Raw genomic sequence first — 24,110 nt, 5'->3', positions numbered from 1 at the left:
TTAGATCTCCACTTCTTCCAAATCTTTGACGACATAGACATTTTCAAAAATGCTGGAAGCATCCTTGCGCAATTGGCTGATATCTTTTGATAAGAAGCGAGCACTGATGTGGTTGAGAAGAAGGCGCTTGGCTCCAGCTTCACGCGCCACTTCTGCCGCCTGCATATTGGTCGAGTGACCGTGTTTCTTAGCAATCTTCTCATCGCCCTTGCCATAGGTAGACTCATGGACCAAGACATCCGCATTGACCCCGAGGCGGACGCTGGCATCAGTCTTTCTGGTATCTCCAAGGATCGTGATAATCTTACCAGGCCGAGGGGCTGAAATATAATCCGCAGCAATGATCTTAGTGCCATCTTCCAGGGTGACATCTTGTCCATTTTTGACCTGGCCAAAGAGCGGCCCAAATGGAACGCCCGCTGCCTTCAGCTTGTCTGCGTCGAGCGTCCCTTCCAAGTCCTTCTGCATGATCCGGTAACCCACACAGAAAATAGTGTGGTCCAAAGCTTCCGCATAAACCGTGAATTTATCGGTTTCTAAAATCTTACCTAGAGAATGTTCATCGAATTCATGAAAATGAATGCGGTAAGGCAGGCGAGAGCCTGATACGCGAAGACTAGTCATCACAAAGGATTTGATTCCTACTGGTCCATAGATATCCAGATCCGTCTGCTCTTCATTGGCCTGAAAGGCCCGACTAGAGAGGAAACCTGGCAAACCAAAAATATGGTCTCCGTGTAGGTGAGTGATAAAGATCTTGCTAACCTTTCGCGGACGAATGGTCGTTTCTAAAATTTGATTCTGTGTCGCTTCGCCACAATCAAAGAGCCAGACTTCATTAATCTCGTCCAGCAATTTGAGCGCTAGGCTCGATACATTACGGGCTTTTGAGGGTTGCCCAGCTCCCGTTCCTAAAAATTGAATGTCCATTGTCTACTTTCTATCTATATAAATCATGGCCGTCCGGTTCTCTGAACGGAAAGAAAGGTCGCCTGGGTAGGCTTGCACTAGCTCGAGGAGCTCTTCTTGGTTATATCCTGACAGTTTCAAGCGTCCATCTTCCAAGGTCATCAAATCCGTCAGAGCTGAGAGGGGTTCTGTTTTAGTGACCACTTCTGGGCCGGCCTCTTGCAGACAGATCTTGCCATCTTTTTCAAAGACCAAACAATGCGGAAAGATCTCTGCGATTTCGAATAAAATGGCAGGGTTGATATCCTCTGCTGGATCTTCAGCAAAAACACAGGCTATCTCTTCATTTAGGTAGGCCAAACCGTAAGATTGACCTGATAAGTTGAGGCGGATAAAAGGTTTTTGTTCATCAAAGCTTTGCTGAACTGTGAATAAGTCAAATGCTCGGCTCAAGTCCAAGAAATAATCCATGGCCTCCTTGGGACTCTTCTTTTGGTAGAGCTCTGCGAAATAAGCATTGATCACACTTGGGGGAGGTGTAATCACACGGAGCCGCAATTCCTCAGGGATCGTGCTTAATAGATTTTTCAGATAGACCCGATCGAGGCTAGTATAGCCCCCATATTTTATTGCTAAATCAACGTAATCCGTCATAAAATTCTTCCAACTTCCACTTATTTTTCTCTGCGATATATCCTTGAATGACCTCGACATCCTCTTCAAATTCGCGCTGGTCAATGATCGCAACTGTTTCTAGATCATGTGTCCGATAAGATTTTGAAAAGGGAACGCGAATGGTAAAGGGAACAAAGAGTTCTCTCAATTTTTCTAGAAGCAAAGCCTGGAGATCTTCACGGGCTGTCTCAGAGCGTGCTGAAATCAAGCTAAAAGGTGTCTGGGTTGGTGTAAAGTCTGCTACTTTATCTGCTTTGTTGTAAAGCGTCAAGCGAGGGATCTCCAGCATATCCAGGTCCTTCATGATCGAAAGTACCGTCTTTTCATGCTCTTCATGATTGGGGTCAGATGCATCGATGACATGGACCAGAAGGTCTACATTCTTACTTTCTTCCAAGGTCGACTTAAAGCTTGATACCAACTCTGTTGGCAGATCTTGGATAAAGCCAACCGTATCGGTCAGCGTTACTTGCAGATTGCCTGTTAGATGGATGCTCTTGGTTGTGGCGTCCAAAGTCGCAAAGAGTTCATCGGCTTCATACTGGCTCTTACTGGTCAACTGATTCATAATGGTCGACTTTCCTGCATTGGTATAGCCGATCAAACCAATCTTAAAGACAGGTGATTCCAAGCGTTTTTCACGAAGGGTTTCCCGGTTCTTTTCAACTGCCTTGAGCTGACGCTCGATATCGGTGATTTGATTGCGAACGCTCCGGCGGTTCAACTCCAACTGACTTTCCCCTGGTCCACGAGAACCAATTCCCCCAGCCTGACGGCTGAGCATGATTCCTTGACCGACAAGGCGTGGCAAGAGGTATTTGAGCTGGGCCAAGTGCACCTGCAACTTGCCTTCATGACTCCTAGCCCGCATGGCAAAGATATCTAAAATCAACTGCATCCGGTCAATGACCTTAACCCCAAGGATTTCTTCTAAGTTGACATTTTGACGGGGGGTCAGGCGGTTATTGACCACCACGGTCGTAATCTCATCTGCTTCGACCATTTGAGCGATTTCTTCTAGTTTTCCTGAGCCGACAAAGGTCTTGGTATCGTATTTCTCCCGCTTTTGTGTATAAGAGCCCCGTACATCTCCACCAGCTGTTTTAGCCAGGCTCGCCAACTCCTCCATAGACATGTCAAAATTGTCCATACCTTGAAGTTCCACACCGACCAAAAGGATGCGTTCTTGTTTTTTTTCTGTTTCAATCATGCTGTAAAAACTCCTTTACATCTGCAAGAACCTGCTCCTTGAAGTGGGGGGCAGAAATGGCGTAAAATTTTACTTCCATCCGATTTCGAAACCAGGTCAACTGCCGTTTGGCAAAGCGCCGCGTATTGCGCTTGAGGATCTCACTGGCTTCCTCAAGGCTCTGCTCTCCCTTAAAGTAAGGAAAGAGTTCCTTGTAACCAATCCCTTTAGCTGCCTGAACCTCCAGATGGTCATCATAGAGCCACCGAGCTTCATCCAGCAAGCCTTCCTCTAGCATGCGATCTACTCGGCGATTGATGCGCTCATAGATCAAGGATCGATCATCATCTAGACAGATGAGATAGGGTTCATAATCGGTCTCTTCGTTTGCGAGGTCCTGCCCAAAATGCCCAATTTCAAGAGCCCGCATGGCCCGACGGCGATTGATCTGAGGAATGACAAGTCCTTGCTCCGCTACCCTTTGGTACAAGTCTTCATCCGACAACAAATCCAATTGAGCGCGATAGGCCAGAATCTCTTCATGAGGAACTTCACCACCTAGATGATAACCTTCGAGCAAACTTTGGATGTAAAGGCCCGTCCCACCTGCAATGATAGGAAGCTTGCCTCGAGCTGTGATATCCTCAATCGCAGTCTTAGCTTCTCTTACAAAATCAAAAGCTGAGTAAGACTCGGTCACCTCCCGCACATCGATCAAATGATGGGGAGCTGCAGCTTGCTCTTCTGGTGTCGCCTTAGCTGTTCCTATATCTAGCTTACGATAGACTTGTTGACTATCGCCACTGATAATTTCACCATTGAGGGCTTGCGCTAAATCGATCGCAAGAGCTGTTTTTCCAACAGCAGTCGGTCCCACAATCACAATTATCTTGGTTTTCATCGTTTTTCCTTGCAAAATTCACGTTTTTTCGTTACCATATATTATAACATAAATATTTAAAGTTCAGAAAAGGAGAAATTCTCATGGCTAAAGGATTTGGTAAAGGTTTTGTTACTGGTGTTGCTGGTACAGTTGCTGCTGTTGCAGGTGCAGTTTACACATTCAAGAAGAAAGTAATCGAACCAGAAGAACAAAAAGCAGCTTTCATCGAAGAAAACCGCAAAAAAGCAGCACGTCGCCGTGTCTCACACTAATCATTCAAAAAGCTCCGGGAAACCGGAGCTTTTTTTGTGTGGTTGTTAGTTGCTTTTACATTTTAATAAGTCAGTCGAAATATCCAATGAATTAGTCAAGTAATCCTACAATTCACTATGTCATCATTTATATATTTTTCTTTCCGCAGTGACAAAAGTACCTGAAACAGGAGCTGTTTCAGGTACTCGGAATTATTGAGAGTAAAACAGTTCGGGGAACTGTTTTAGCCTGAGCTAAGAATTTCAAGAGCGAAGGGGCTCAATAATTAGCTATGGAACTTCGTAGAAGTTCGCTGACGTCCGTACTCACCTGAGGAAAGTTTCTTTGTTGATGTTTATCTTCAATTTGAAAGCTCCGGAAAACCGGAGCTTTTTTGTGTGGTTCAAAGAAGTTTAGATTGAAATTTCACCGTTCTTTGATCATCTTCGTTGCGATCTCCAAGAGTTCCACTCCCATCTGAAAATGCTCGTCTAACAAATCATAGACGGCATCTTCGGACAAGACACCACAAGGAAGATCGGCTGGAAAGTCAGCTTGATTGGACAAGTCCAAGTCATCAAAATAGGCCTGACTACTATAATAATCGCGCAGTTGGATATAGCTATCTTGATGCTCTCTTAGCTGATCCACTGCTTTTTTGGTTTCTTCCAAAGTCTTGGCATAGTCATTCAAATAACCTTCCATTCTTTGGATCCGTTCGATGTTTTCCTGTGCAATTGCCATGATTTACTCCACTTTCACCACTTCTAGATGGGGGCCACCTAGAAGCACGAGATATTTTTCTACTTGCTCTTTGCCATAAGAACGACGAAGAGCTTCTGCATAGAGATCGAGCTGATCCCGGTAGCGTTCGACCAATTGGCTAGGAACCTTGTAGTGATCCGTCTTGTAATCAAAGAGCAGAATCCGGTCTTCTAGCACCAAATAACCATCCAAGATCCCCCGCACGACAAAGTCCTCTCCACTTGCAGGATCTTTCTTCAGCATGGCAAAGGGAGCTTCGCGACGGACTCGAGAGGCTTCTTTTTGAAGCAAGGTCCCCAAAGGCGTCTCATAGAAAGCAAGGATGGCCTCTAGTTTGATACGGGCTTTGACCGCTGGCTCTGCTTGAACTTGCTCTAAGGCTTGATGCAACGTATCCAGCGTGATTTCTTCTCCAAGAGGCACGCGCTGCATGAGTTCATGGACAGCACTACCTACCTGGGCTCCTGTCACAGCTTTTTCTTGCCCAAAAGTTGGAAGCTCAAACTTAGGCGCAACTAGCTTTGCATCCATGATCTGGACGCCATTGGCATCCATGACCGGCTCGTAGAATTTCTTGATCTGACTAGGTGTACGGACACTTGGTAAATGAATAGCCGGAGCATAGAGCTGATTGAGCCGATCAACATTTTCCAAGATATCCAAGGCCCGACGAATATCCTCTGACTGACGGATATCCTTGAGCTGATCGAAGCGGGAATCCTTCTCCTTCTCTAGTGGCTCAAGCTGGTCTGGTGTCAGGTCTTCGTCTGTCACAAAACGTGTGTCATAGGCCAGGGTATTCTTGGTAAACACATCTTGAATAGCAAAGAGCCAGTCCTGATAAGAGGTCCATTCTTTTCGTTTTTCCGGATCCAATTTGCCATTGCGACTAGTCCCCCAATCGGTATCACGCAGTTTGTCTTCACGGCCTTTTCCGACCAGATAGAGCTTGAGCTCAGCCCGTGTCATAGCGACATAAAGAAGACGCATCTGCTCCGAAATCGTGGCCAATTTTGTTTCTTCCACATTGCGTTGGTAGCAAGGCGTTTCGATCTGCAGGCGAATGGTTTCTGGAGCAGCAGGATTTTCTGTCTCAACTGGCAGATTCGCAACATATTTAAAGCCAATCCCTTTTTGACGACTGAGAATGATTGGCCCCGATTGATCCTTACGGTTAAAGGCCTTATCCATATTGAGTATAAAGACATACTTGAATTCCAGCCCCTTACTCTTATGGACGGTCATGAGCTGGACGGCATCTTTTGGCGCCGCAAGAGGGACGCTGGCCAAATCGTGTTCATTTTCGATCACCTTGTCAATCATGGCAATGAAGCGCGACAAGCCCTTAAAGCTGGCTTTTTCATAATCATTGGCCCGAAGCGTCAATGCATAGAGGTTGGCCTGGCGCTGGGCGCCATTTGGAAGGGCGCCGACATAGTCATAGTAATAGCGATCCTCATAAATTTTCCACAGCAAATCATAGAGCGAATGGGTCTTGGCAGCAGCCCGCCAAGTAGATAAAACCTGGAGGAACGTCTCGATTTTAGCGAGGAGCTTGGTATCAATCAGATTTGCATGCTCTGCAGTCTGTTCAAGGGCTAACTGGACCTTGTGGTAGAAGGCCACCTGCTTTTGCTCTGGAAGCGACTGCAAGGAAATCCGTGCCAATTCATCTTCATCAAAGTCAAACATGGGGGATTTCATGAGGGCTACTAAGGCATAATCATGCAAAGGGTTGTTGATGGTCCGCAAGGTATCCAGCATGACCATCACTTCCAGTGACTCAAGATAATGCGCCTGGCCGCTATCTGCCACAATCGGGATACGATACTGGTCAAAGGCTTCCAGAATCGCGTCATTTCGCGTTCGAGTCGCGGTCAAGAGCGTGAAGTCTTTAAAAGGCACTTTTTCCACCCGATGGAGGCGTAAAATTTCTTTGATGACAAGGAGAATTTCTCCCTTGGAAACCGTCTCGAGTCCAGAAGCAGCTTCCTCGTCTTCGGCCTTTTCTTCCTGGTCTTGGCTGCCATCATAGAGCAAAAATTCTGCCCGATGTTGTGGCAAGGCTATCAACTGCTTGTCACTTCCTGCAACTAGATAGTGGGTTTGATTGTAGTCAATCTCTCCTACCTCTTCGTCCATCAAATGGCGAAAGACATCATTAGTCGCATCCAACACTTCCACATGACTCCGGAAATTTTCCTTGAGGAGGATCAACCGCCCTTTTGCCCCTTCTTCTTGGTAGGCCTTAAATTTATCATTGAAAATCTGTGGATCTGCCTGACGGAAGCGGTAAATGGATTGCTTGATATCCCCCACCATGAAGCGATTGTGACCATTTGATAGCAAGTCCAACATCCGCTCTTGGGTGTGGTTGGTATCTTGGTACTCATCGACCATGACCTCATGGTATCGCTCTTGAAAGGCTTGTCTCACCTCTGGGAATTGCTCTAAAATTTGAATCGCAAAATGACTGATGTCTCCAAATTCATAAGCCTTTTCTTGGATTTTTCGTTCCAGATAAGCGTGAGAAAAGTCTCTGATAAAGTCCCGTAGCAAGGAGAGCATGGGGCCTTCTTCTTGGTGGAAGGTTTGTTGAAATTCCAGCTGATAGAGCTGATTTTCCAAGTCTCTGAGGCGGTTGATATGTATGGTTTTATCCTGGTTATAAGCCGTGACTAACTCTTTCAACTCTTCCTTACGAGCTCTATTGGTCAAGGCTCCCCCATTTGAAGCCCGACTAATCGCCACGACTGCTTTTAGGACAGAGGTCAGTTGCTCTTTATTGGTGGGACCTGTCAGGCTTCCAATTTGATCGAGCACCTCTTCGACAGCTTCCAAATATTTGGCCTTGCCAAATGCTTGGCCCTCATTGGACAAATGAAAGGCAAAAAAGCTTTCTGCCTCATAAAGGGCCTGCTGGATGCTCTCCATCAGAGCACCTTCAACCTGTTCAAAATCAGTCTCCTCATAACCTTTTAGGAAATGCTCTTCCAGCCATTTCTCCGGATCACTGGTCGACTGAAGAAAGTCATAGATCTGGTAGATCTGTTCTTTAAACAAGGTTAAATTTTTGCGCTGTCCCGTGAAATTCTTGACCATCTGCACAAAGGCTTCTTGGTTTTCCCCCTGGTAATAGCGGTCAAAAACAGCCTGAAAGACTTCATTTTGTAAGAGGCGTTGCTCACTAGCGTTTTGTAAAATGCGAAACTGGGGTGCCAACCCAAGCAAATAGCCATAGCGCGTTAGGACCTTTTGGGTAAAAGAGTCCATGGTTCCGATATCGCTGGTGGCGACATCTGCGATTTGACGGGCCAGGTGTTGCTTGAGCTCTGGGTCATCGCTCGCTTGCAGGGCTTTTCCAAGTTCACTTTCCAAACGCTCCTTAAGCTCCCCTGCTGCCTTGACCGTAAAGGTTGAGATAAAGAGCTCCTTAATCGAAATGCCACGCTGCATCTGATCCAGTATCCGCTGCACCATGACAAAGGTCTTTCCTGATCCAGCAGAGGCCGACACCAGGATATTGGTCCCCGAACTATAGATGGCATCGATCTGTTCTGGCGTCCGCTTTTGCTCTTTGGTAGAAGCTGCCTCTTGGACCTGGAGGGCCTTGATTTCTTCTCTTGTCAAAAATGCTTGTTTGATCATTTGTTCAAGACCTCCTTCATCTTCTCGATCCAAGCGGCTTTCACCTTTTCACCGCGTATTCCTTTTTGGTCTAGTTTGGTCAAGAACCGTGCCTGACCTAGGTGACGATCCGCTTCAAATCCTGTGATGGATTTAAACTGCTCCACGAATGGTGCGATATTGCGCCCATTTTCACTATAGGGATTGATGGCAAATTGCCCCTTGAGGATCCCTTCTGCTGCTGTTTTATAGAGATAAGCGTTGTACAAGAGGAGCAAGTCCAGCTCTTCCTTACTCAGCATCATGGCCTTGTTTTTGTCATAGGCCTCGCCCAGATAAGGCGCCTGATCTGCCATAAAGAGCCCCTTGTACTGTTGACTTTTCATGGTTTGGTTGATGGCATCCTCTATTGTCTTGGTCTTTTTCAGATCCACTACAGGATCTCCCATTTCCAAATACATGGCTCCGAATATCCCTTGTTCTTCTTGGTATTCCTTCAAATCCTGAATCGCAGAAAGATAGGTCGGCAATTGAGAATTTAGTCCATTAAAGAACTTGTCATAGTGGAACTGCGTCAGACTGGACTTGTAGTCCACGACTCCGAGGGCTCCCCGATCCCTCAATTGATCAATGCGGTCCACCTTGCCTCGTAGCTGCAGGAGACGGCCATCGGACAATGGATAAGAGGTGTGGGTACTTCCACCAAAGAGGGTCTCCTCACCGATGGTCTCGATCCCATTTTGCTGGGCGAGGACACGCCCCGTTGTTTTCGCGGTATCAAGAAGCAAGTTGCGAATAAACTCGGTCTCTCCATTTTCTCCATACAATTGCTGGAACTCTGCTTCTTGGCTGGTTTCTCGAATCGCCTCATTTAATCGCCGATCAAAAGCTTGATCGGAGCTATCTTTTAAGACTCTTTCAAAGATCCGATGCAAGAAATTCCCATGACTGCGGGCATCTGGCCGGATGGTTTCGTCTTCTTGTAGGCCCAAGACATAGCGCAGATAAAAGGCATACTGGTGCTTGTAGTATTCATTCAAGGCAGAAGCGGATAAGGTCAAGGCTTTGCCCTCAGGGTAGAGCGCTTGAAGCGTATCCGACTGAAGCTGACGGCTCTTTAATTCCGTTGAAATCTGAGGAATCTGGATGCCTTCAGCGGCTAATTTCTTGCGCAAGACCCGTACCGCCACACCCCAAAAGCTGGCTTCTTCAGGAGACAACTCACTCGTAATTTCTTCTTGATGGAGTTCGATCACGCGCGCTAAAAGGGCTCGGTAGGTCCCGATATCATCACTCGAGGCTTGAGCTTGTTTGGTCGTCCACTCGATGGCAATAGGTTCCTTGGTCAATTCGACAAGGTAAGGAGAGACACTATCTTCCATTTCATTGACCAAGCTAGGAGCCGATAGGACTAGTTGGTTGGTCGCCGCATTGAGAAGCGAAACTGCCACAAAGCGATTTTTCTTAAGATTTTCGCTGGTCACCACCTGGAGCTCTGCTCCTTCTTGGGTGGCCTCATTGAGCTGCTGGCGCTCTTCTTCACTGAGCAGAGAGGTATTCTGAGCAATCTTTGGAAAACGCTCCTGGGTCAGCCCGATCGCGTAGACATACGGCGCTGTCAAGGGTTCAATCAAGTCATAGGACTGAACCGTCACCACATCGACAGTAGCAGGAACTGTCCGGTATTGAGACAATTGCATCCCCGATAAGAGGAGGGCCAAAAAGTCATCCACTGTCAGCCCTTGGTCCTCAAAGACCAGGTTCAACTCCTCTAAGACATGGAGAAAGGCCTTCCATACCTGATCATAGCGCTCCTGCTCTTCCAAGGCTAGATCCTTGATCAAAGCTTGGAGATTCTGAGAAAGTTGAGCCTCTTGCAGAAACTCTGTAAAGGAGGTTAAGAGACGGGTCACCTTTTGTTTGCGCTGTGAAAAGAAAGGGACTAGAGGTTCTACGACGCGTTGCCGGAGAGTATTGAGCTCTTCCAAATTAAACTTACCTTGACGATTGCTAGTAAAAGGCTTGTGAAATTTTGTAGTACCCTTTAATTCCGCAAAGCGAAGGTATTGCTCAAAAGCATCAACTTCTTCTTGCGTCAGATCACTATACAGACCCGTTTTTAACAGATTGATGACGTCTTCCGTCTGGTAATTGAACTGCTTGATCCGCCCTAGCGATTCAATGACCTGAATCAAGGGATGGTGGACCATGGCCTCACTTCGTCCCAAGTAAAAGGGGATCTGATACTGGTCAAAAATGGTCTTGAGCTGCAGTTGATAAGCTTCTACATCGCCTAACAAGACCCGAATATCCCGATAGCGGGCCCCATCATGAAGACGCTGACGGATGGATTTGGCGACAAATTCCAACTCTTCTTTTTGCGTATTGGTTTGCCAGAGTTGGACCGCTGTTCGATCGTCCTCTTTGAGCTCATTTTCCACTTGTGAAAAATCATAGCGCGCTTCTAACATGCGGGTAATGCGACTAAAGGAGTCTTCGATCGCTTGCCCACAATACTGTGGCTGTACCTCAAAAATCTTTGCCAGCTGAAGGAGAAAGTCAACACTGGCTTGGTAAAGATTGCCCTCTCTAAAGCTTGCCCGATAGGCTTTTTCACTGGCATAGACCCCGATGACAATCTCCACTCCTTTTCGATGAAGGAGACTAATCAAAGCCTCTTCTTCCGCAGAAAAACGCGTGAAGCCATCGACAACGATCGCCACATCCTGTAATTGCTCTTCCAGCTGCCCTTCTTCGACCTGATTGAGGAAAAAGGCGATCTTGGACTGGGATTCATACCGGTGCTGGACCAGCATCTCAGAGACCGCTTCAAAAATCGCCAAGAGGTCCTCTCTTTTTTCAGCTTCCTCGAGCAACTCTAAATCGGTAAAATCCATCTGGGCCGTCTGCAATTCATGACAGAGCTGGACCAGTTGCTGGATAAACTGAGGATCCTTGCGCAGGGCCCCGTAAGCTTTGAGATCCTGCTCCTTCATGTGGGAAAGAGCTTTAAAAAATAGCATACCTAGACCGATGTCATCCAAGGGTTGCTCCTCAAAAACCTGATTCAGGATGAAATAACGGGCCATTTGCGCAAAGCGCGTGACGGTAATGGCAAAAGAAGCCTGACCTTCTAAATAGGACAAGACCTTGGCTTCTTTTTCAAAGGAAAGAGAGTTGGGCGCAATGTAAAACACACGCTTGCCCTGTTCTACTAACCCTACGGCTTCTTGTGTCAGGACCTGGGTCAAGGGGGTCCGAACATCCGTATAGAGTAATTTCATCCGATCCGTTCTCCTTTTGACATTTTCTTGAGAGCTTGTTATCTTCTTATTATATCATTTTCACAGGAGGGACTAAAGCAAGAAGTCATGCTCCTCTTGGCCCAATATTAGGAGATTTGTGCTACAATAAAAGCTGAAGAGACAGAAAGGATACCACCTATGAACAGCATTTATGATTTTTCTTTAGAAAACCAGAATGGGGAAGAGATTCCACTTTCTCACTACCAAGGTAAGGTCCTCATCGTGGTCAATACAGCAACAGGCTGTGGCTTGACCCCGCAATACCAAGGACTGCAAGATCTCTACCTGCGCTACCAGGAAAAGGGGCTGGAAATCCTAGACATTCCCTGTAACCAATTCATGGGGCAGGCACCAGGAACGGCAGAAGAAATCAATAGCTTCTGTAGCCTCAACTACCAGACCACCTTCCCACGATTCGCTAAAGCCAAGGTCAATGGTAAAGAAGCCCTTCCTCTTTATGACTGGCTCAAAAGCCAAGCAGCTGGGCCACTGGGCAAACGCATCGAATGGAACTTCGCAAAATTTGTCATCGACCGACAAGGCCACGTCGCCCAACGCTTCTCCTCCAAAACAGAGCCAGCTGCCATGGAAGACTTGATCCAAGAATTACTTGAGAAATAAGCAAAAGCCTGAGCGTGAACTCAAGCTTTCTGATGAATGAATATTTATTTTCGAGACTTTCCGCTGTGAGAAAAGTGCCTGAAACAATAACGTTTCAGGCACTCAGGAATTTTGAGAGTAAAACAGTTTGGGAAACTGTTTTAGCCTGAGCCCAGAAATTAAAGAGCGAAGGGGCTCAATAATTAGTCATTGAACTTCTTCGAAGTTCGCTGACGTCCGTACTCACCTAAGGAAAGTTTCTAAGAAATCATTATCCAAAAGCCAAAAAAGCCTGAGCTAACGCTCAAGCTTTTTTTCTTTAATCAATTTCAAGTCCACCGGTGTACAAGCGGTAATAGGTGCCACGTTCTGCCATCAAGGAAGCATGGTTGCCTCGTTCGATGATGCGCCCGTGGTCCATCACCATGATGACATCGGAATTGACAATTGTCGATAGACGGTGAGCGATAACAAAGACAGTCCGACCTTCCATCAAGCGGTCCATCCCTTCTTGCACCATCTTCTCTGTCCGTGAGTCAATCGAAGACGTCGCTTCGTCCAGGATCAAGACAGGCGCATTGGCAAGGGCTGCACGGGCAATGGCGATCAATTGTCGTTGACCATTTGAAAGGCCAGCCCCATCATCTGTCAAGACTGTCTCATAGCCCTGATCCAAGTGCTTAACAAAGGAATCCACATTAGCAATCCGAGCTGCTTCAAGGATCTCTTCCCGTGTTGCATCAGCACGGCCATAAGCGATGTTTTCCGCAATCGTACCAGTGAATAAGTGGGTATCTTGAAGAACGATTCCGAGGGAACGACGCAGAGAATCTTTCTCAATCAATTTAATATCAATTCCATCATAAGTAATCATTCCTGACTGGATGTCATAGAAGCGGTTGATCAAGTTGGTGATAGTTGTCTTTCCTGCACCAGTCGCTCCGACAAAGGCCACTTTTTGCCCCTTATCCGCGTACAAGTTGATGCCATGAAGGATTTGTTTCTTCCCATCATAAGAGAAATCAACATCATCAAAGACCACATTTCCGACCATCTTGACAAGCTGATAATCCCCATTTGGACGAGGGTGTTTCCAAGCCCATTTGTTGGTTTTCTGATCAGTTTCAACCATTTCTCCATCGACCAGTTCATAATTGACCAGCGTCACTTTTCCTTGGTCGACTTCTTCTTCTTCGTCTAAAAGATCAAAGACACGATCTCCACCAGCCAAGGCCATGAGGACAAAGTTCAATTGTTGAGAGACCTGGGCAATCGGACCTGTGAAGGAACGGTTCAATTGCAGAAAGGCCATGAGACCACCAATGGTTAAACCACCGACGCCGTTTAGCGCAAAGAGCCCACCGATCAAGGCTGTCAGAACAAAGGAAACATTTCCCAAGTTCCCAAGAATCGGCATGAGGACATTGGCATAGCGGTTGGCCTGGTAGGAAGATTCAAAGAGTTGATCATTGATGCGATCAAAATCCTCAATGCTTTCTCTTTCATGTACAAAGGCCTTGACCACTTTTTGACCAGACATCATTTCTTCAATAAAGCCGTTCTCAATCCCCAAGTTCTTTTGTTGGGCCCCGAAGTAACGACCTGACTTGCCAGAGACATCCTTGATGATAAAGACCATGACGATGACCATGAAAAGAACAATTAAGAACAAGAGTGGACTAACCGTCAGCATGGTAAACGTTACCCCAAGGATGGTAATCGCTGAGGATAAGAGTTGAGGAATGGATTGTTCAATCGCTTGGCGAAGAGCATCAATATCATTGGTATAGATAGACATGATGTCCCCGTGTTGGTGGGTATCAAAGTAACGAACGGGCAGTTTTTGCATGCGGGCAAACAACTGATTTCGAAGACTTCTAAGTGAGTCTTGTGAAACGGTCGCCATAATCAAGGTAAAGCCATAGTTAGCAAGGACCCCGATCAAACAAATCAAACCGACCCGTGTTAAGAAGGACAAGAGCGGTCCGAAATCATGGCTGTTTGACGTTAGCATAGGCTCTACATAGACATCGACCAGGGACTGAATCGAAGCTGTTACATTGACCGTCGCAAGAGATGATAGAATGATTAAGATAAAGGAAACAATCAAGGATACCTTGTAGTTTTTCCAAAGGAAGTCGAGCAGGCGAAGGATAGAGCCTAGATTTGCTTTTTTCTTAGTTTTCATCTGCTTCTCCTTTCCCTTGTGTTTGCATTTCATATACTTCTTGGTAGATGGCATTGGTCGCAAGCAATTCCTCGTGACGACCGATCGCATCGATTTGACCATCATTCATCACGATGATGCGATCTGCATCTTGAATAGAGGAAATCCGTTGACCAATGATGATTTTGGTGGTCTCTTTCAAGCTGGTTGCCAATCCTTGACGGATCAAACTATCCGTCTTGGTATCGACCGCTGAAGTCGAATCATCCAAGATCAAGATCTTCGGATTCATAAGAAGGGCACGCGCGATACAAAGACGCTGGCGTTGACCACCAGAGACATTGGATCCCCCACGCTCAATCATGGTGTCATAACCCTCTTTGAAATCTTGAATAAATTCATCGGCTTGGGCAATCTTACAAGCTGCGATGATCTCTTCATCTGTCGCATCCTTATTTCCCCAGCGCATATTTTCTTTAATCGTACCATAGAAAAGGACATTGGTCTGAAGAACCATGGCCACTTGCTTACGAAGGGAATCAAGATCGTATTCTTTGACATCGTGGCCTGCTACTGTCACCCGACCAGACTCGACATCATAGAGACGAGGAATCAACTGCACCAAGCTTGATTTTCCTGATCCTGTTCCTCCCAAGATACCAATCACTTCCCCTGAACGAATAGAAAGATTAATCCCTTGTAAGACATGGGTCTTGTCGCCATTTTCATCGGTATAAGCAAAGGTCACATCCTCAAAGTTGATGGAGCCATCAGCAACTTCTTTGATCCCATTTTCTGGAGAGTCAATCGTCGTTTTGGTCGTCAAGACTTCATTGATCCGCTCGACAGAGGCCATAGAAATCGACAACATGACAAAGATCATCATAAACATCATGAGCGACATGAGAATGGTCATGGTGTAGCTAAACATAGAGGTCAAATTCCCAGTGGAGAGTTGACCACCAACGATCAGATGTGCTCCAATCCAAGAAATCAAAAGGAAAGAAGCATACATGGAAAGCATCATAGCTGGGCTACTCAAGACAACGACACGGATAGCCTTCATAAACATGTTATAAATCAAACGCGAAGCCTTCTTGAATTTAACCGTTTCATCTGCTTCCTTAACGTAAGACTTGACCACCCGCATATTGGTGATGTTTTCTTGAATGCTGTTGTTGAGATTGTCATAAGCTTCAAATACTTCTGTGAAGAGTGGATAAACAATCTTCATGATGATACTTAAGACAGCTGCCAAAAAGATGGTCACATAGACAAAGATCATGGCCATTTCCGGATTGATCAAGAAACAAGCCACAATGGCAAAAATCAAATTGAGCGGTGCCCGTACACAGATCCGGATCACCATTTGATAGGCATTTTGCACATTGGTCACGTCCGTCATCATCCGAGTAACCAGACCACCTGATGAGAACTGATCAATATTTTCAAATGAGAAGGTTTGAACCTTTTTGAAAATAGCCCGACGAAGGTTTTTGGCAAAACCAGCCGATGCATAGGCGCCATAACGGGCAGACTGCATCCCACAAAAGAGGGAGAGAAAGGCACAGACCAGCATGAGCCCACCGTAAAACAAAATATTGTTCATGTTTCTTTGTTGAACACCTTGGTCCAAAAGACTCGCCATGACAAAGGGAATCGAAATCTCAAACATGACTTCAAAGACCATGAACAAGGAAGCCAAAATCGAGGGCTTCTTGAATTCTTTGATCTCGGAAATTAAGGATCGAATCATTATTACCTCCAATGTTATTCATACTTTTTCCTGCGGTAGAAGCAAAGCTTCTTTCCATCGAAAATAGGTCAAAACACACAAAATTCCCTGAGGGAAAGACCCTAGGGATTACGCGTTTTTTATAGTCTTCATTGTAACCTAAATTGCAAAAAAATGCAAGATTTTTAGACAGCATCCGTTTTTCTGTTTATCTAGTACAAAAGAGGCTGGGACAAAAGTCCTAGCCTCTCAATTGTTTTTGGATTGTCGAGCAAGACGCAGTGGCTGAGCGGGCTCTACTACGCTGATTTTATCAGCTTTTACAGGCCTACTCAACTGTGCGGAGGTGGGACGACGAAATCGAATTCTAACGAATTACCAATTTCTGTCCCACTCTCTTTTTTATTTATTCAGCTAAGAGCACTTCTTTGATGGTTTGCTTTTGGAGTTTTCTGTTGGATAGATAAAAGAGGCTTTCATAAACCACCACAAAACCTATTAAAGTCCAAAAGCACACATTCCCATCAAAGTGATGCTCAATCTTTTCAGGAACCGTGTCTTTGATCACACCGATCAAAATTTCCATGATGCCATATTGATAAGCTGTCCCAAGAACAAATCCTAAATAAGCCCAAAAACGATAGGGAGCGAGAATATGACTTTGGCATTCACGATCGGTGTAGCCAAAAGCCTTCATAAGAGCCAAGGTTTCCCGACTTTCAGAGACAACAATTCCCAATGACAAAAAGAGAATCGAGAAAGAAAGGATCAAACCAATCATAATCATCATGGTTTGGATGATATCATCTGTGTAATCCCTGAGGCCAAAGGACAATTGAACCATGGCCGCAAAACACATGGAGCCAAAGACTACAAAAACAAGATAGATTTTCTTCCCCAAATCAGTGACGAAGCTAGCTCTTTTAAGAAGTCTTTCTCTTTATTAGGAGCCCTCTTTCTCCTTTGGACCTTGATTGGTGTTGGAGATTTTTTCAATAAGCGAAGCGCTGGCGTTTGTAGTTGTCTTCCAGCATAACCAATCGCGAGAACCATAAAGAAGATCGTTGGTAGCATCACCAAGGCAAGCAAGAGCTGCCAATGAAAGTGAATGGTAATTTCTGGCAAAATCCCCTTCTCATTACGGAAGTCGTAAAAATGCCCCATCATGAGAAATGAAGCGAAATAGCCAAGAAGCGCTCCAGCTCCAAAACTGAGCCCGAAGGCCCAAAACCGTTTAGCTAACTGGCCATTGCTGTATCCCAAAGCCTTTAAAATCCCTAATTGTTCCTTGTGGTCATCAACAAATTGTTTGATATAAAAACACATGAGAAGGACCGACGTCAAGGACAAGACAACCCCACTGACCATGGCCACCATCCAGGAAAGCGAAACCTGGGCATCATAGTAGGTCTGCATCATGGGATTGGTTTTCGAAATCTCCAACTGCTCGATATCCAGGTAAAAATTCAAGAAGAGATTGGCCACAAAGACCGCACAAACCCCAATGATACTGACGACAACTAATTTACGAATATCTTTTACTGAAAACATGGCTTACCATCCAATCTCATAAGCAGTCTGAGGTTGATCATTGGTCTCAACTTCTGTAATCTTGCCACTATTGACACGGATAATAGTTCTGGCCATATCCGCAATATTTTGGTTGTGCGTCACCATGACGAGGGTAAAGCCCAGCTTTTCCTTCAGTTTCCAGATATAGTCGAGAATCTTTCGCCCTGTTTCTTCATCCAGGGCGCCCGTCGGCTCATCTAAGAAAAGAATCTCTGGCTTTTTGGCCAAGGCCCGAGCAATGGAGACTCTCTGCTGTTCTCCACCAGACAATTCACTCGGATACTTGTCCAGCTTATCGCCAAGCCCCAAATCCTCGATGATCTGCAAAAAATCATGATTGTTTGCCAGATCAGCTCCCATCTTTACATTCTGTCTAACCGTTAGATTCGGCAATAGATAATACTGCTGGAAAATAAAGGCAATCTTCTCCCGTCTAAAGGCTGTCAATTGAGCATCCGTGAGTTGAGACAAATCTTGTCCTTGAATGAGGATATGCCCTTCGTCCACCTTTTCTAAGCCTGATAACACATTTAAGAGAGTTGATTTCCCCGATCCAGAAGGGCCGAGGATAACCACATCATCCTGGTCTTGAATCTGCAAATCAATCCCTTTTAAAACCTTAGTTTGGCCGTAACTTTTGTGCACATTTTCTAGTTGAATCATTTCTTTCCTACCATTTCTTTGATGAGAGATTGACAAACCTCTGTCAGTAATCCAATCACTTCTTCCATGCCGAACTGATAAATACCAGAAGCAACCATAGAGGCCATCCCGTGTGAGTAAATAAATAGATGCTGGTACAAGCGACTAGCTTCCTCTACAGTCAAAGGATAGTCTGCAACAATCGAATCCAGAACCAATTGGTAACTATGATCCTTCATGGGAAGAAAATCTTGAAAGCGACGAATCGGATCTTTGCTAGGATTTTGGAAAAGCAATTGAAAGAGTTGTGGCTCTTTTGAGGCGAAAAGGATATAAGCAACCCCGACAGATCGAAAAGGTTTCTCATCTTCTAAGGCCTTGCGAATATACTCCACCACGACCATCTCCGCAGCACCAATAACCTCTGCTTGTAACTCAGCCATATTAGCAAATTGCCCAAAAATGACTCTCGGTGTAGCTCCCAGTTTCTCCGCTAAGGCTCTAGCCGTCAAACTAGCCATTCCCTCTTCTTTCACCAATTGTAAAGCTGTCCCAATGATAGCCTCTTTACTATATTTAACCTTGGGTGGCATAAGACTCCTTTCGCGCAACATCCGTTGCGCAACACTTGTTGCATAAAAGAATACCATAAAAAAGAAAGACTTGTCAAGAAAAATCTGAAAATCACAAAACAAAAAACCAGACCACCGATAAGAGTGAAATCTGGTTTACTAACAAGATTCTAAGGCAAATCATTTCCTGCAGCCAAGTAGATTTGGTACCATTCCTTGCGCGTTAGGGTCACTGCTGCTGCTTTCCCTGCTTCAAGGACATGCTGGGGCTTGGTCGTTCCGATGACCGCCTGCATCTTACCAGGATAGCGGAGGACCCAAGCAAGGGCGATAGCTGTCGGTGTGACCTGGTATTTTTTCGCCAAGTCATTGAGGACATGATTGAGAGCTGCAAACTCTTCCTTGCCGACAAAATTCCCCTTGAAATAGCCATGCTGGAGGACAGACCAGGCCTGAATCACAGTATCAGTTAAACGACAATACTCAAAGACACTGCCATCTCGCACGGCTGCTTTTGCCCCTTCCATGTTGACATGAAAACCAGCTTCAAAGCTCGGTGTAAAGGCGGCACTCAACTGCAGCTGGTTGACCTTGAGAGGTTGTTTGACAGCCGTCTTAAGCAATTCCATCATCATGGGATTTTGATTGGACACCCCAAAATGACGAACCTTGCCCGCTTGCTCCAACTGATCAAAAGCTGCTGCCACTTCTTCCGGTTCCATGAGGGCATCCGGTCGGTGAAGGAGGAGACTATCTAAGCGCTCGATCTGCAGACGATCGAGGATGCCATCGACGGAGTCCAAAATATAGTCCTTGGAAAAATCAAAATAGGTAAAACCGTCTTTGCGAATGCCACACTTGGACTGGATCCACATCTGGTTCCGAAGATCCGGACGGCGCTTGAGAACCTTACCCAACAGGACCTCACACTGGCCATCACCATAGATATCCGCTAGGTCAAAGGTGTTAATGCCAATCGACAAGGCTGCCTCTACCAAGGCCTCCACCTCATCTTCACTCATCTGACTGATCCGCATCATCCCAAGGACAATCGTGGACAGACGCTCATTTTCAGCAAACTCAATATAGTTCATGTCCGCCTCCTTTTCTGTAGTTCTATTGTAGTGAAAAGGATTTCAAAAGTCAATTTGAAATCAAAAAGCCCTCAGCAATAACTGAGGGCTCATCTGATTAGCGATAGCTAAGAGCACGTTTGATGGTCTTCCATGGTCCGAGGTCATCGGTCTGAAGGATCAGGCTCGCATAGATACGGGCAATGAGAACTGTTCCCACGATGGTAAAGAGGACCGCAATTCCCAAAGAAGCCCAAGATTCAAGACCAGTCGCATAGCCATTGATGGTACGGAAAGGCATAAAGAAGGTTGAGATGAAAGGAATGTACGAACCGATCTTCAATAAGAAGACATCACCGGCACTTCCCAAGGTGGTTACCCCAAGGAAGCTAAAGATAACTAACATCATTAGTGGCGAAATCGCTTTTCCTGAATCTTCAGGTCGTGCAACTGTTGAGCCTAAGAAGGCAGAGAGCACTACATACATAAAGATGCCAAGGATAATGAAGAAGACGGTATTGAGCGAGATCGCCTCTGCAAGGTGTTGGGTAATCGGAGAGTTTGGAGCGAGAATATCCTTGACAACTGGGATATCTGCTCTAAAGATCCAAACGGCTACTAGCCCAACGACATAGACAAAAATATGGGTAAAAATCACTCCGAAGAGTCCGAGCATGCGTGCGAAGAAATAGTCGGTTGCTTTGATACTAGAGAAGACCACTTCCATGATCTTGGTTCCCTTTTCACTGGCCACTTCTTGGGCTGTGATACTAGAGTAGAAGATCAAAATCATATAAAGCAACATTCCCAGACCACCTGCAACCATGGTTTGCACCATTTTCAAGCCTTCTTTTTTCTCATCAATTTTTTCTTTGAGAGAAACCTGTTGAGACAAGGCTGTCAGTTGCTCTTTGCTTAGATTAGCACGCGCTAGATTGATTCCTTGTTGGACTTGGCTTAATTTCGCAGCGACAAGCGATTTCAAATCTGTTTTCATGGCTTGGTCGCCCACATAAGTGGCTTCTAGCTGGCCATCTTTTTCATCGACCGTTAGGTAAGCAGCTGCTTTCTCATCCTTGATGGCTTTTTTAGCTGCAGCTTCATCCTTGTAGTCCAAGGTCAAGCCATCAGTTCCTTTGAGACTTTCTTTGACAGCTGGAACTTCTGTCACCAAGGCCACTTGGTTTTTGGCATCTGTAGAAGAACCTGTCAGATAACCGATTCCAATGCTCAATCCTAAAAAGAGGAAGGGACCGAAGACCATGAAGAGGAAACTCCATGATTTCACTTGTCTGATATAGGTTTCTTTCATTACGACAAACATCTGTTTCATACTTCTACTCCTGATTCAAGTTTAAAGATCTCATCAATAGTTGGTGCTTGGTGGTCAAAGGTCGCGAGGTAGTGTCCCTTGGTCAAGCGGTCAAATAATTCTGGTCCAGCTGACGCATCATCCAAGATCAGCTTCCAAGTCCCTTGCTTGGTCATGCTTACCTTGGTCACGTGTGGCAGAGCTTCTAGCTCTTCTTTGCTAAAGTCGTTTGAGACAAAGAGGCGAGTCTTGCCATAGCTATTCCGAACCTCTTGGACAGGCCCTGATAGAACAACCGAACCATCACGGATCATTAGGATATCATCACACAACTCTTCGACATTGGTCATGACGTGGTCAGAAAAGATAATGGTTGCCCCACGCTCTTTTTCTTCAAAGATGACCTGCTTGAGCACTTCTGTATTGACCGGATCCAAGCCACTAAAGGGTTCATCTAATATGATCAATTTAGGTTCATGAATCAAGGTGATGATCAGTTGCACCTTCTGTTGGTTCCCTTTTGAGAGGCTCTTGATTTTATCGGTCAATTTCCCTTTTACTTGGAGTTTTTCCATCCAGGTCGGTAATTTTTCCTTGACCTCGGCGGTACTCATTCCTTTTAAGGCAGCCAAATAGCGGACCTGCTCAAAAATCGTAAGTTTTGGCATAAGACTGCGCTCTTCAGGCAAATAGCCAATCTCCTTGTAGGTCTCTTGGGTGATCGCTTTGCCACCTAGGCGAATCTCGCCGCTGTAGTCCAAAAAGCGCAAGATACTGTGGAAAATAGTTGTTTTCCCGGCACCATTTTTCCCAACTAAGCCAAGGATATGACCTTGTTGAGCTGTCAGATTTACTCCGAAGAGAACCTGCTTATTCCCAAAGCTTTTTTCTAAATTTCTAATTTCTAACATGGATGACTCCTTTACTCTTTATAATAACGTTTGGTAATCTTGTATTGTGAGACCAAGATATAGAGATAAATCAGTGATACAACTACTAAGGCTAATAAGATATCGGTATGGAAAAAGGTACCAATCAAGAAAATTCCAATTAAAGCAAAAGGCAAGATATAATTGCTTAACTTAATGATAATTTCATAGTTTTCCTCGTAGCTAATCTGCTTTTCTGCTTCATCCATCATACTCATCATAAATTCACGCACTTCTTTGGCATTAGCATTGCGGGGAATCGGTTTTCCATAAATCAGATGGAAGGTCTTGCGAAAGAAGATATCCGATAGGAAAAATAGGGCAATCAAGACAAGAAAGAGATAGAGCATGGTAAAGTCTCCAAAGATAAAAGCCATGTCCCCAGCGTCAGGTCTATCTAAGTCGACCAATTGACTATAAAAAATGACGAATAAAAAGTAGGGCAAGATCATGATGCCTTTAAAAATGGTCGCTAAGCCATATAGTTTTTTCTTTTGAATGTCATAGTGATAGGCTTCATCATCGTCTTCTATTTGGAGCATTTTTTGATGGACTTTTCTCGCGCACATCAGTAAGGTTATCGTGAGTATAAATGCGACCAGGAATAAAACTGCTGAGCCCAAAAGAAGTACTTCTTTACTAAAGAAGGATTGGATTTCTAGGGGCTTTTCGGATCCAAACATTCCTGTCAAAAAACTGATAACTCCTCCTATCAAGCCGGAAACTGTAATGATCCCTACATTTCTCCAAAAACGAAAACGCGCTGACCTTTCTTTATATTGCTTTTTCATTGTTATTCCTCTTCCTCTACTAGAATAAAAACATTTTCCACAGGTTCCTTGAAAATCTGGGCGATGGTGATGGCAATGATAACCGAAGGGGTGTATTCACCCCGCTCCAAGAGACTGATAGACTGGCGCGAGACTCCAGCTAGCTTGGCTAGCTCAGATTGGTTGAGACTATCACGCGCCCTCAGCTCTTTCAGTCGATTTTTTAAGATCATGGCTTTCGCCCCCTTATAGTTGAATATCTTGAATATCTTCGATACGGACTAATTTGGTTTCTTTTTGTTGTTTATTGGTCTCACGACTCAATTTGACCCAATCTTCATCAATATCCAAAATTTCATACTCGGCTCCAAAACCATCTACAGTAACAGTGGCCGTTTGGCCTTTTAATTCTTCTAAAAGTCTAGACATTTCTTGATTTCCTTTCACTTGTTTTTCTAATCTTTTAATACGTTTGTTCAACTTTTTTATCTTCTTTTCTGAGCTTGCATAAATGATAACCAGAAAAGGGATAAATAGAATCCATATAGCTCCCATAAGAATACCTCCCCTTCTTTCAACTAAAATTATTGTAACACTTCTTTTTCTTTTTGACAAGTATACTTGTCAAAAAAATAAAAATATTTGTCAAAAATAGAAGGATGGTTGACATGGATATTTTGACGTAAGAAATAAAAGGCCCGCATTTGCGCACCTTTTAAAGATTCTTTTCTCCCTGCTATGAATCTGAAAAGACTTCCATAGTAAGAAATATGACTTTGGTCGCTACAAGATAATCTTACACGTGTTTAATCTCGATGAAGTCTAAACTAGTAGGACTAGGCTAGCTCTGATCATTTTCATCATCCTTGTTCCCTGCATCTTCCACAAGCCACAGCAAAGTAATGATCAACTCATCAACTTAAAAAACTTATCTACCACTCATATCTAGGAGGTTACCATGTCAACTATTCTTATTACCGTCCTTATTTTTTTAGCTGGACAAGGTCTTCGCTCCTACCTCAAGGGAAAAGGATCCTGCGGAGACTGCGAGTGTTCCTGTCCCATCAAAGACGAGATACACCAATCGCACCGACATCAGTAAAGAATAGGTATGTACCAGAAATCAAAAACGC

The 24,110-nt window shown here is 44.9% G+C and carries 20 protein-coding genes and 1 pseudogene; 3 read left to right on the top strand and 18 right to left on the bottom strand.

Features of this window, described 5'->3' with window-relative positions; genetic code table 11:
- Genes rnz through miaA form a run of 4 tightly spaced genes read right to left on the bottom strand, consistent with a single transcriptional unit; the run spans position 1 to position 3,674 of the window.
- Positions 1-930 (bottom strand): ribonuclease Z, encoded by a 930-nt coding sequence (gene rnz / locus ABVF55_RS04690; protein WP_003011107.1) that lies wholly within the window; start codon positions 928-930, stop codon positions 1-3.
- 3 nt (positions 931-933) lie between these two features.
- Positions 934-1,563 carry a cystathionine beta-lyase gene (locus ABVF55_RS04685; RefSeq protein WP_272107217.1) on the bottom strand — a complete coding sequence of 210 codons (630 nt, stop codon included), beginning with the start codon at positions 1,561-1,563 and terminating at the stop codon, positions 934-936.
- Positions 1,547-2,794, bottom strand: a complete 1,248-nt coding sequence (hflX, locus tag ABVF55_RS04680; RefSeq protein ID WP_031576943.1) for a GTPase HflX — start codon at positions 2,792-2,794, stop codon at positions 1,547-1,549. The genes ABVF55_RS04685 and hflX overlap by 17 nt, the downstream gene beginning before the upstream one ends.
- Complete coding sequence (gene miaA, locus ABVF55_RS04675) at positions 2,787-3,674, bottom strand: tRNA (adenosine(37)-N6)-dimethylallyltransferase MiaA (protein ID WP_155173041.1); 888 nt, start codon at positions 3,672-3,674, stop codon at positions 2,787-2,789. The genes hflX and miaA overlap by 8 nt, the downstream gene beginning before the upstream one ends.
- An 83-nt stretch (positions 3,675-3,757) precedes the next feature.
- Here miaA and ABVF55_RS04670 point away from each other — a divergent pair, with 83 nt between their 5' ends.
- Positions 3,758-3,928 carry a DUF3042 family protein gene (locus ABVF55_RS04670; RefSeq protein WP_003002781.1) on the top strand — a complete coding sequence of 57 codons (171 nt, stop codon included), beginning with the start codon at positions 3,758-3,760 and terminating at the stop codon, positions 3,926-3,928.
- Positions 3,929-4,334: 406 nt separating this feature from the next.
- Here ABVF55_RS04670 and ABVF55_RS04665 read toward each other — a convergent pair whose 3' ends face one another.
- The 3 genes from ABVF55_RS04665 to rexB are packed head-to-tail and all read right to left on the bottom strand — an operon-like array spanning position 4,335 to position 11,584.
- Positions 4,335-4,652, bottom strand: coding sequence for a DUF4298 domain-containing protein (locus ABVF55_RS04665; protein WP_070595026.1), 318 nt, complete (start codon positions 4,650-4,652; stop codon positions 4,335-4,337).
- Between the two features lie 3 nt (positions 4,653-4,655).
- Positions 4,656-8,321: a helicase-exonuclease AddAB subunit AddA gene (gene addA, locus ABVF55_RS04660; RefSeq protein WP_445285646.1), complete on the bottom strand. Its 3,666-nt coding sequence runs from the start codon at positions 8,319-8,321 to the stop codon at positions 4,656-4,658.
- Entirely contained in the window at positions 8,318-11,584 is a 3,267-nt protein-coding gene (rexB, locus tag ABVF55_RS04655) for an ATP-dependent nuclease subunit B (RefSeq protein WP_445285610.1), read from the bottom strand. Before rexB ends, addA begins: the two co-directional genes overlap by 4 nt.
- Positions 11,585-11,743: 159 nt before the next feature.
- Here rexB and ABVF55_RS04650 point away from each other — a divergent pair, with 159 nt between their 5' ends.
- A complete protein-coding gene (locus ABVF55_RS04650; protein ID WP_070595029.1) occupies positions 11,744-12,226 on the top strand; it encodes a glutathione peroxidase in 483 nt (160 codons plus the stop codon).
- A gap of 298 nt (positions 12,227-12,524) precedes the next feature.
- Here ABVF55_RS04650 and ABVF55_RS04645 read toward each other — a convergent pair whose 3' ends face one another.
- The 11 genes and pseudogenes from ABVF55_RS04645 to ABVF55_RS04595 all read right to left on the bottom strand — a co-directional run bounded on the left by ABVF55_RS04645 (position 12,525) and on the right by ABVF55_RS04595 (position 23,532).
- Complete coding sequence (locus tag ABVF55_RS04645) at positions 12,525-14,393, bottom strand: ABC transporter ATP-binding protein (RefSeq protein WP_195487640.1); 1,869 nt, start codon at positions 14,391-14,393, stop codon at positions 12,525-12,527.
- Complete coding sequence (locus ABVF55_RS04640; RefSeq protein ID WP_445285609.1) at positions 14,383-16,128, bottom strand: ABC transporter ATP-binding protein; 1,746 nt, start codon at positions 16,126-16,128, stop codon at positions 14,383-14,385. Before ABVF55_RS04640 ends, ABVF55_RS04645 begins: the two co-directional genes overlap by 11 nt.
- 385 nt (positions 16,129-16,513) lie before the next feature.
- Positions 16,514-17,658, bottom strand: a pseudogene (locus ABVF55_RS04635) (FtsX-like permease family protein).
- Positions 17,659-17,661: 3 nt separating this feature from the next.
- Entirely contained in the window at positions 17,662-18,342 is a 681-nt protein-coding gene (locus ABVF55_RS04630) for an ABC transporter ATP-binding protein (RefSeq protein WP_155169486.1), read from the bottom strand.
- Positions 18,339-18,914 carry a TetR/AcrR family transcriptional regulator gene (locus tag ABVF55_RS04625; RefSeq protein ID WP_155169484.1) on the bottom strand — a complete coding sequence of 192 codons (576 nt, stop codon included), beginning with the start codon at positions 18,912-18,914 and terminating at the stop codon, positions 18,339-18,341. Before ABVF55_RS04625 ends, ABVF55_RS04630 begins: the two co-directional genes overlap by 4 nt.
- Positions 18,915-19,063: 149 nt before the next feature.
- Positions 19,064-19,987, bottom strand: coding sequence for an aldo/keto reductase (locus ABVF55_RS04620; RefSeq protein ID WP_049482730.1), 924 nt, complete (start codon positions 19,985-19,987; stop codon positions 19,064-19,066).
- A gap of 97 nt (positions 19,988-20,084) precedes the next feature.
- The gene (locus ABVF55_RS04615; RefSeq protein WP_118227997.1) at positions 20,085-21,299 is read right to left on the bottom strand and encodes an ABC transporter permease; all 1,215 of its coding nucleotides are present in this window, start codon (positions 21,297-21,299) and stop codon (positions 20,085-20,087) included.
- Positions 21,296-22,189, bottom strand: a complete 894-nt coding sequence (locus ABVF55_RS04610) for an ABC transporter ATP-binding protein (RefSeq protein ID WP_070661955.1) — start codon at positions 22,187-22,189, stop codon at positions 21,296-21,298. Before ABVF55_RS04610 ends, ABVF55_RS04615 begins: the two co-directional genes overlap by 4 nt.
- Positions 22,190-22,200: 11 nt before the next feature.
- Positions 22,201-22,998, bottom strand: a complete 798-nt coding sequence (locus ABVF55_RS04605) for a DUF3169 family protein (RefSeq protein ID WP_445285608.1) — start codon at positions 22,996-22,998, stop codon at positions 22,201-22,203.
- A gap of 2 nt (positions 22,999-23,000) precedes the next feature.
- Positions 23,001-23,210, bottom strand: coding sequence for a helix-turn-helix transcriptional regulator (locus ABVF55_RS04600; protein ID WP_175744313.1), 210 nt, complete (start codon positions 23,208-23,210; stop codon positions 23,001-23,003).
- 13 nt (positions 23,211-23,223) lie between these two features.
- Positions 23,224-23,532, bottom strand: a complete 309-nt coding sequence (locus tag ABVF55_RS04595; RefSeq protein WP_371605716.1) for a hypothetical protein — start codon at positions 23,530-23,532, stop codon at positions 23,224-23,226.
- Between the two features lie 403 nt (positions 23,533-23,935).
- On the opposite strand from ABVF55_RS04595, the gene ABVF55_RS04590 reads away from it, so the two are divergent.
- Positions 23,936-24,079, top strand: coding sequence for a FeoB-associated Cys-rich membrane protein (locus ABVF55_RS04590; protein ID WP_350012298.1), 144 nt, complete (start codon positions 23,936-23,938; stop codon positions 24,077-24,079).
- The last annotated feature ends 31 nt before the right edge of the window (positions 24,080-24,110 follow it).

This window comes from Streptococcus sp. KHUD_012 (genome assembly GCF_052588255.1).
This window is presented reverse-complemented; position numbering and strand designations above follow the sequence as displayed.

Coding starts and splice junctions, on each gene's coding strand:
- addA (WP_445285646.1), bottom strand. CDS start 8,321: ATGATCAAACAAGCATTTTTGACAAGAGAAGAAATCAAGGCCCTCCAG.
- ABVF55_RS04590 (WP_350012298.1), top strand. CDS start 23,936: ATGTCAACTATTCTTATTACCGTCCTTATTTTTTTAGCTGGACAAGGT.
- ABVF55_RS04595 (WP_371605716.1), bottom strand. CDS start 23,532: ATGGGAGCTATATGGATTCTATTTATCCCTTTTCTGGTTATCATTTAT.
- ABVF55_RS04615 (WP_118227997.1), bottom strand. CDS start 21,299: ATGAAACAGATGTTTGTCGTAATGAAAGAAACCTATATCAGACAAGTG.
- ABVF55_RS04640 (WP_445285609.1), bottom strand. CDS start 16,128: ATGATTCGATCCTTAATTTCCGAGATCAAAGAATTCAAGAAGCCCTCG.
- ABVF55_RS04665 (WP_070595026.1), bottom strand. CDS start 4,652: ATGGCAATTGCACAGGAAAACATCGAACGGATCCAAAGAATGGAAGGT.
- ABVF55_RS04625 (WP_155169484.1), bottom strand. CDS start 18,914: ATGCCACCCAAGGTTAAATATAGTAAAGAGGCTATCATTGGGACAGCT.
- rnz (WP_003011107.1), bottom strand. CDS start 930: ATGGACATTCAATTTTTAGGAACGGGAGCTGGGCAACCCTCAAAAGCC.
- ABVF55_RS04685 (WP_272107217.1), bottom strand. CDS start 1,563: ATGACGGATTACGTTGATTTAGCAATAAAATATGGGGGCTATACTAGC.
- ABVF55_RS04610 (WP_070661955.1), bottom strand. CDS start 22,189: ATGTTAGAAATTAGAAATTTAGAAAAAAGCTTTGGGAATAAGCAGGTT.
- miaA (WP_155173041.1), bottom strand. CDS start 3,674: ATGAAAACCAAGATAATTGTGATTGTGGGACCGACTGCTGTTGGAAAA.
- ABVF55_RS04600 (WP_175744313.1), bottom strand. CDS start 23,210: ATGATCTTAAAAAATCGACTGAAAGAGCTGAGGGCGCGTGATAGTCTC.
- rexB (WP_445285610.1), bottom strand. CDS start 11,584: ATGAAATTACTCTATACGGATGTTCGGACCCCCTTGACCCAGGTCCTG.
- ABVF55_RS04630 (WP_155169486.1), bottom strand. CDS start 18,342: ATGATTCAACTAGAAAATGTGCACAAAAGTTACGGCCAAACTAAGGTT.
- ABVF55_RS04620 (WP_049482730.1), bottom strand. CDS start 19,987: ATGAACTATATTGAGTTTGCTGAAAATGAGCGTCTGTCCACGATTGTC.
- hflX (WP_031576943.1), bottom strand. CDS start 2,794: ATGATTGAAACAGAAAAAAAACAAGAACGCATCCTTTTGGTCGGTGTG.
- ABVF55_RS04645 (WP_195487640.1), bottom strand. CDS start 14,393: ATGAAAACTAAGAAAAAAGCAAATCTAGGCTCTATCCTTCGCCTGCTC.
- ABVF55_RS04670 (WP_003002781.1), top strand. CDS start 3,758: ATGGCTAAAGGATTTGGTAAAGGTTTTGTTACTGGTGTTGCTGGTACA.
- ABVF55_RS04650 (WP_070595029.1), top strand. CDS start 11,744: ATGAACAGCATTTATGATTTTTCTTTAGAAAACCAGAATGGGGAAGAG.
- ABVF55_RS04605 (WP_445285608.1), bottom strand. CDS start 22,998: ATGAAAAAGCAATATAAAGAAAGGTCAGCGCGTTTTCGTTTTTGGAGA.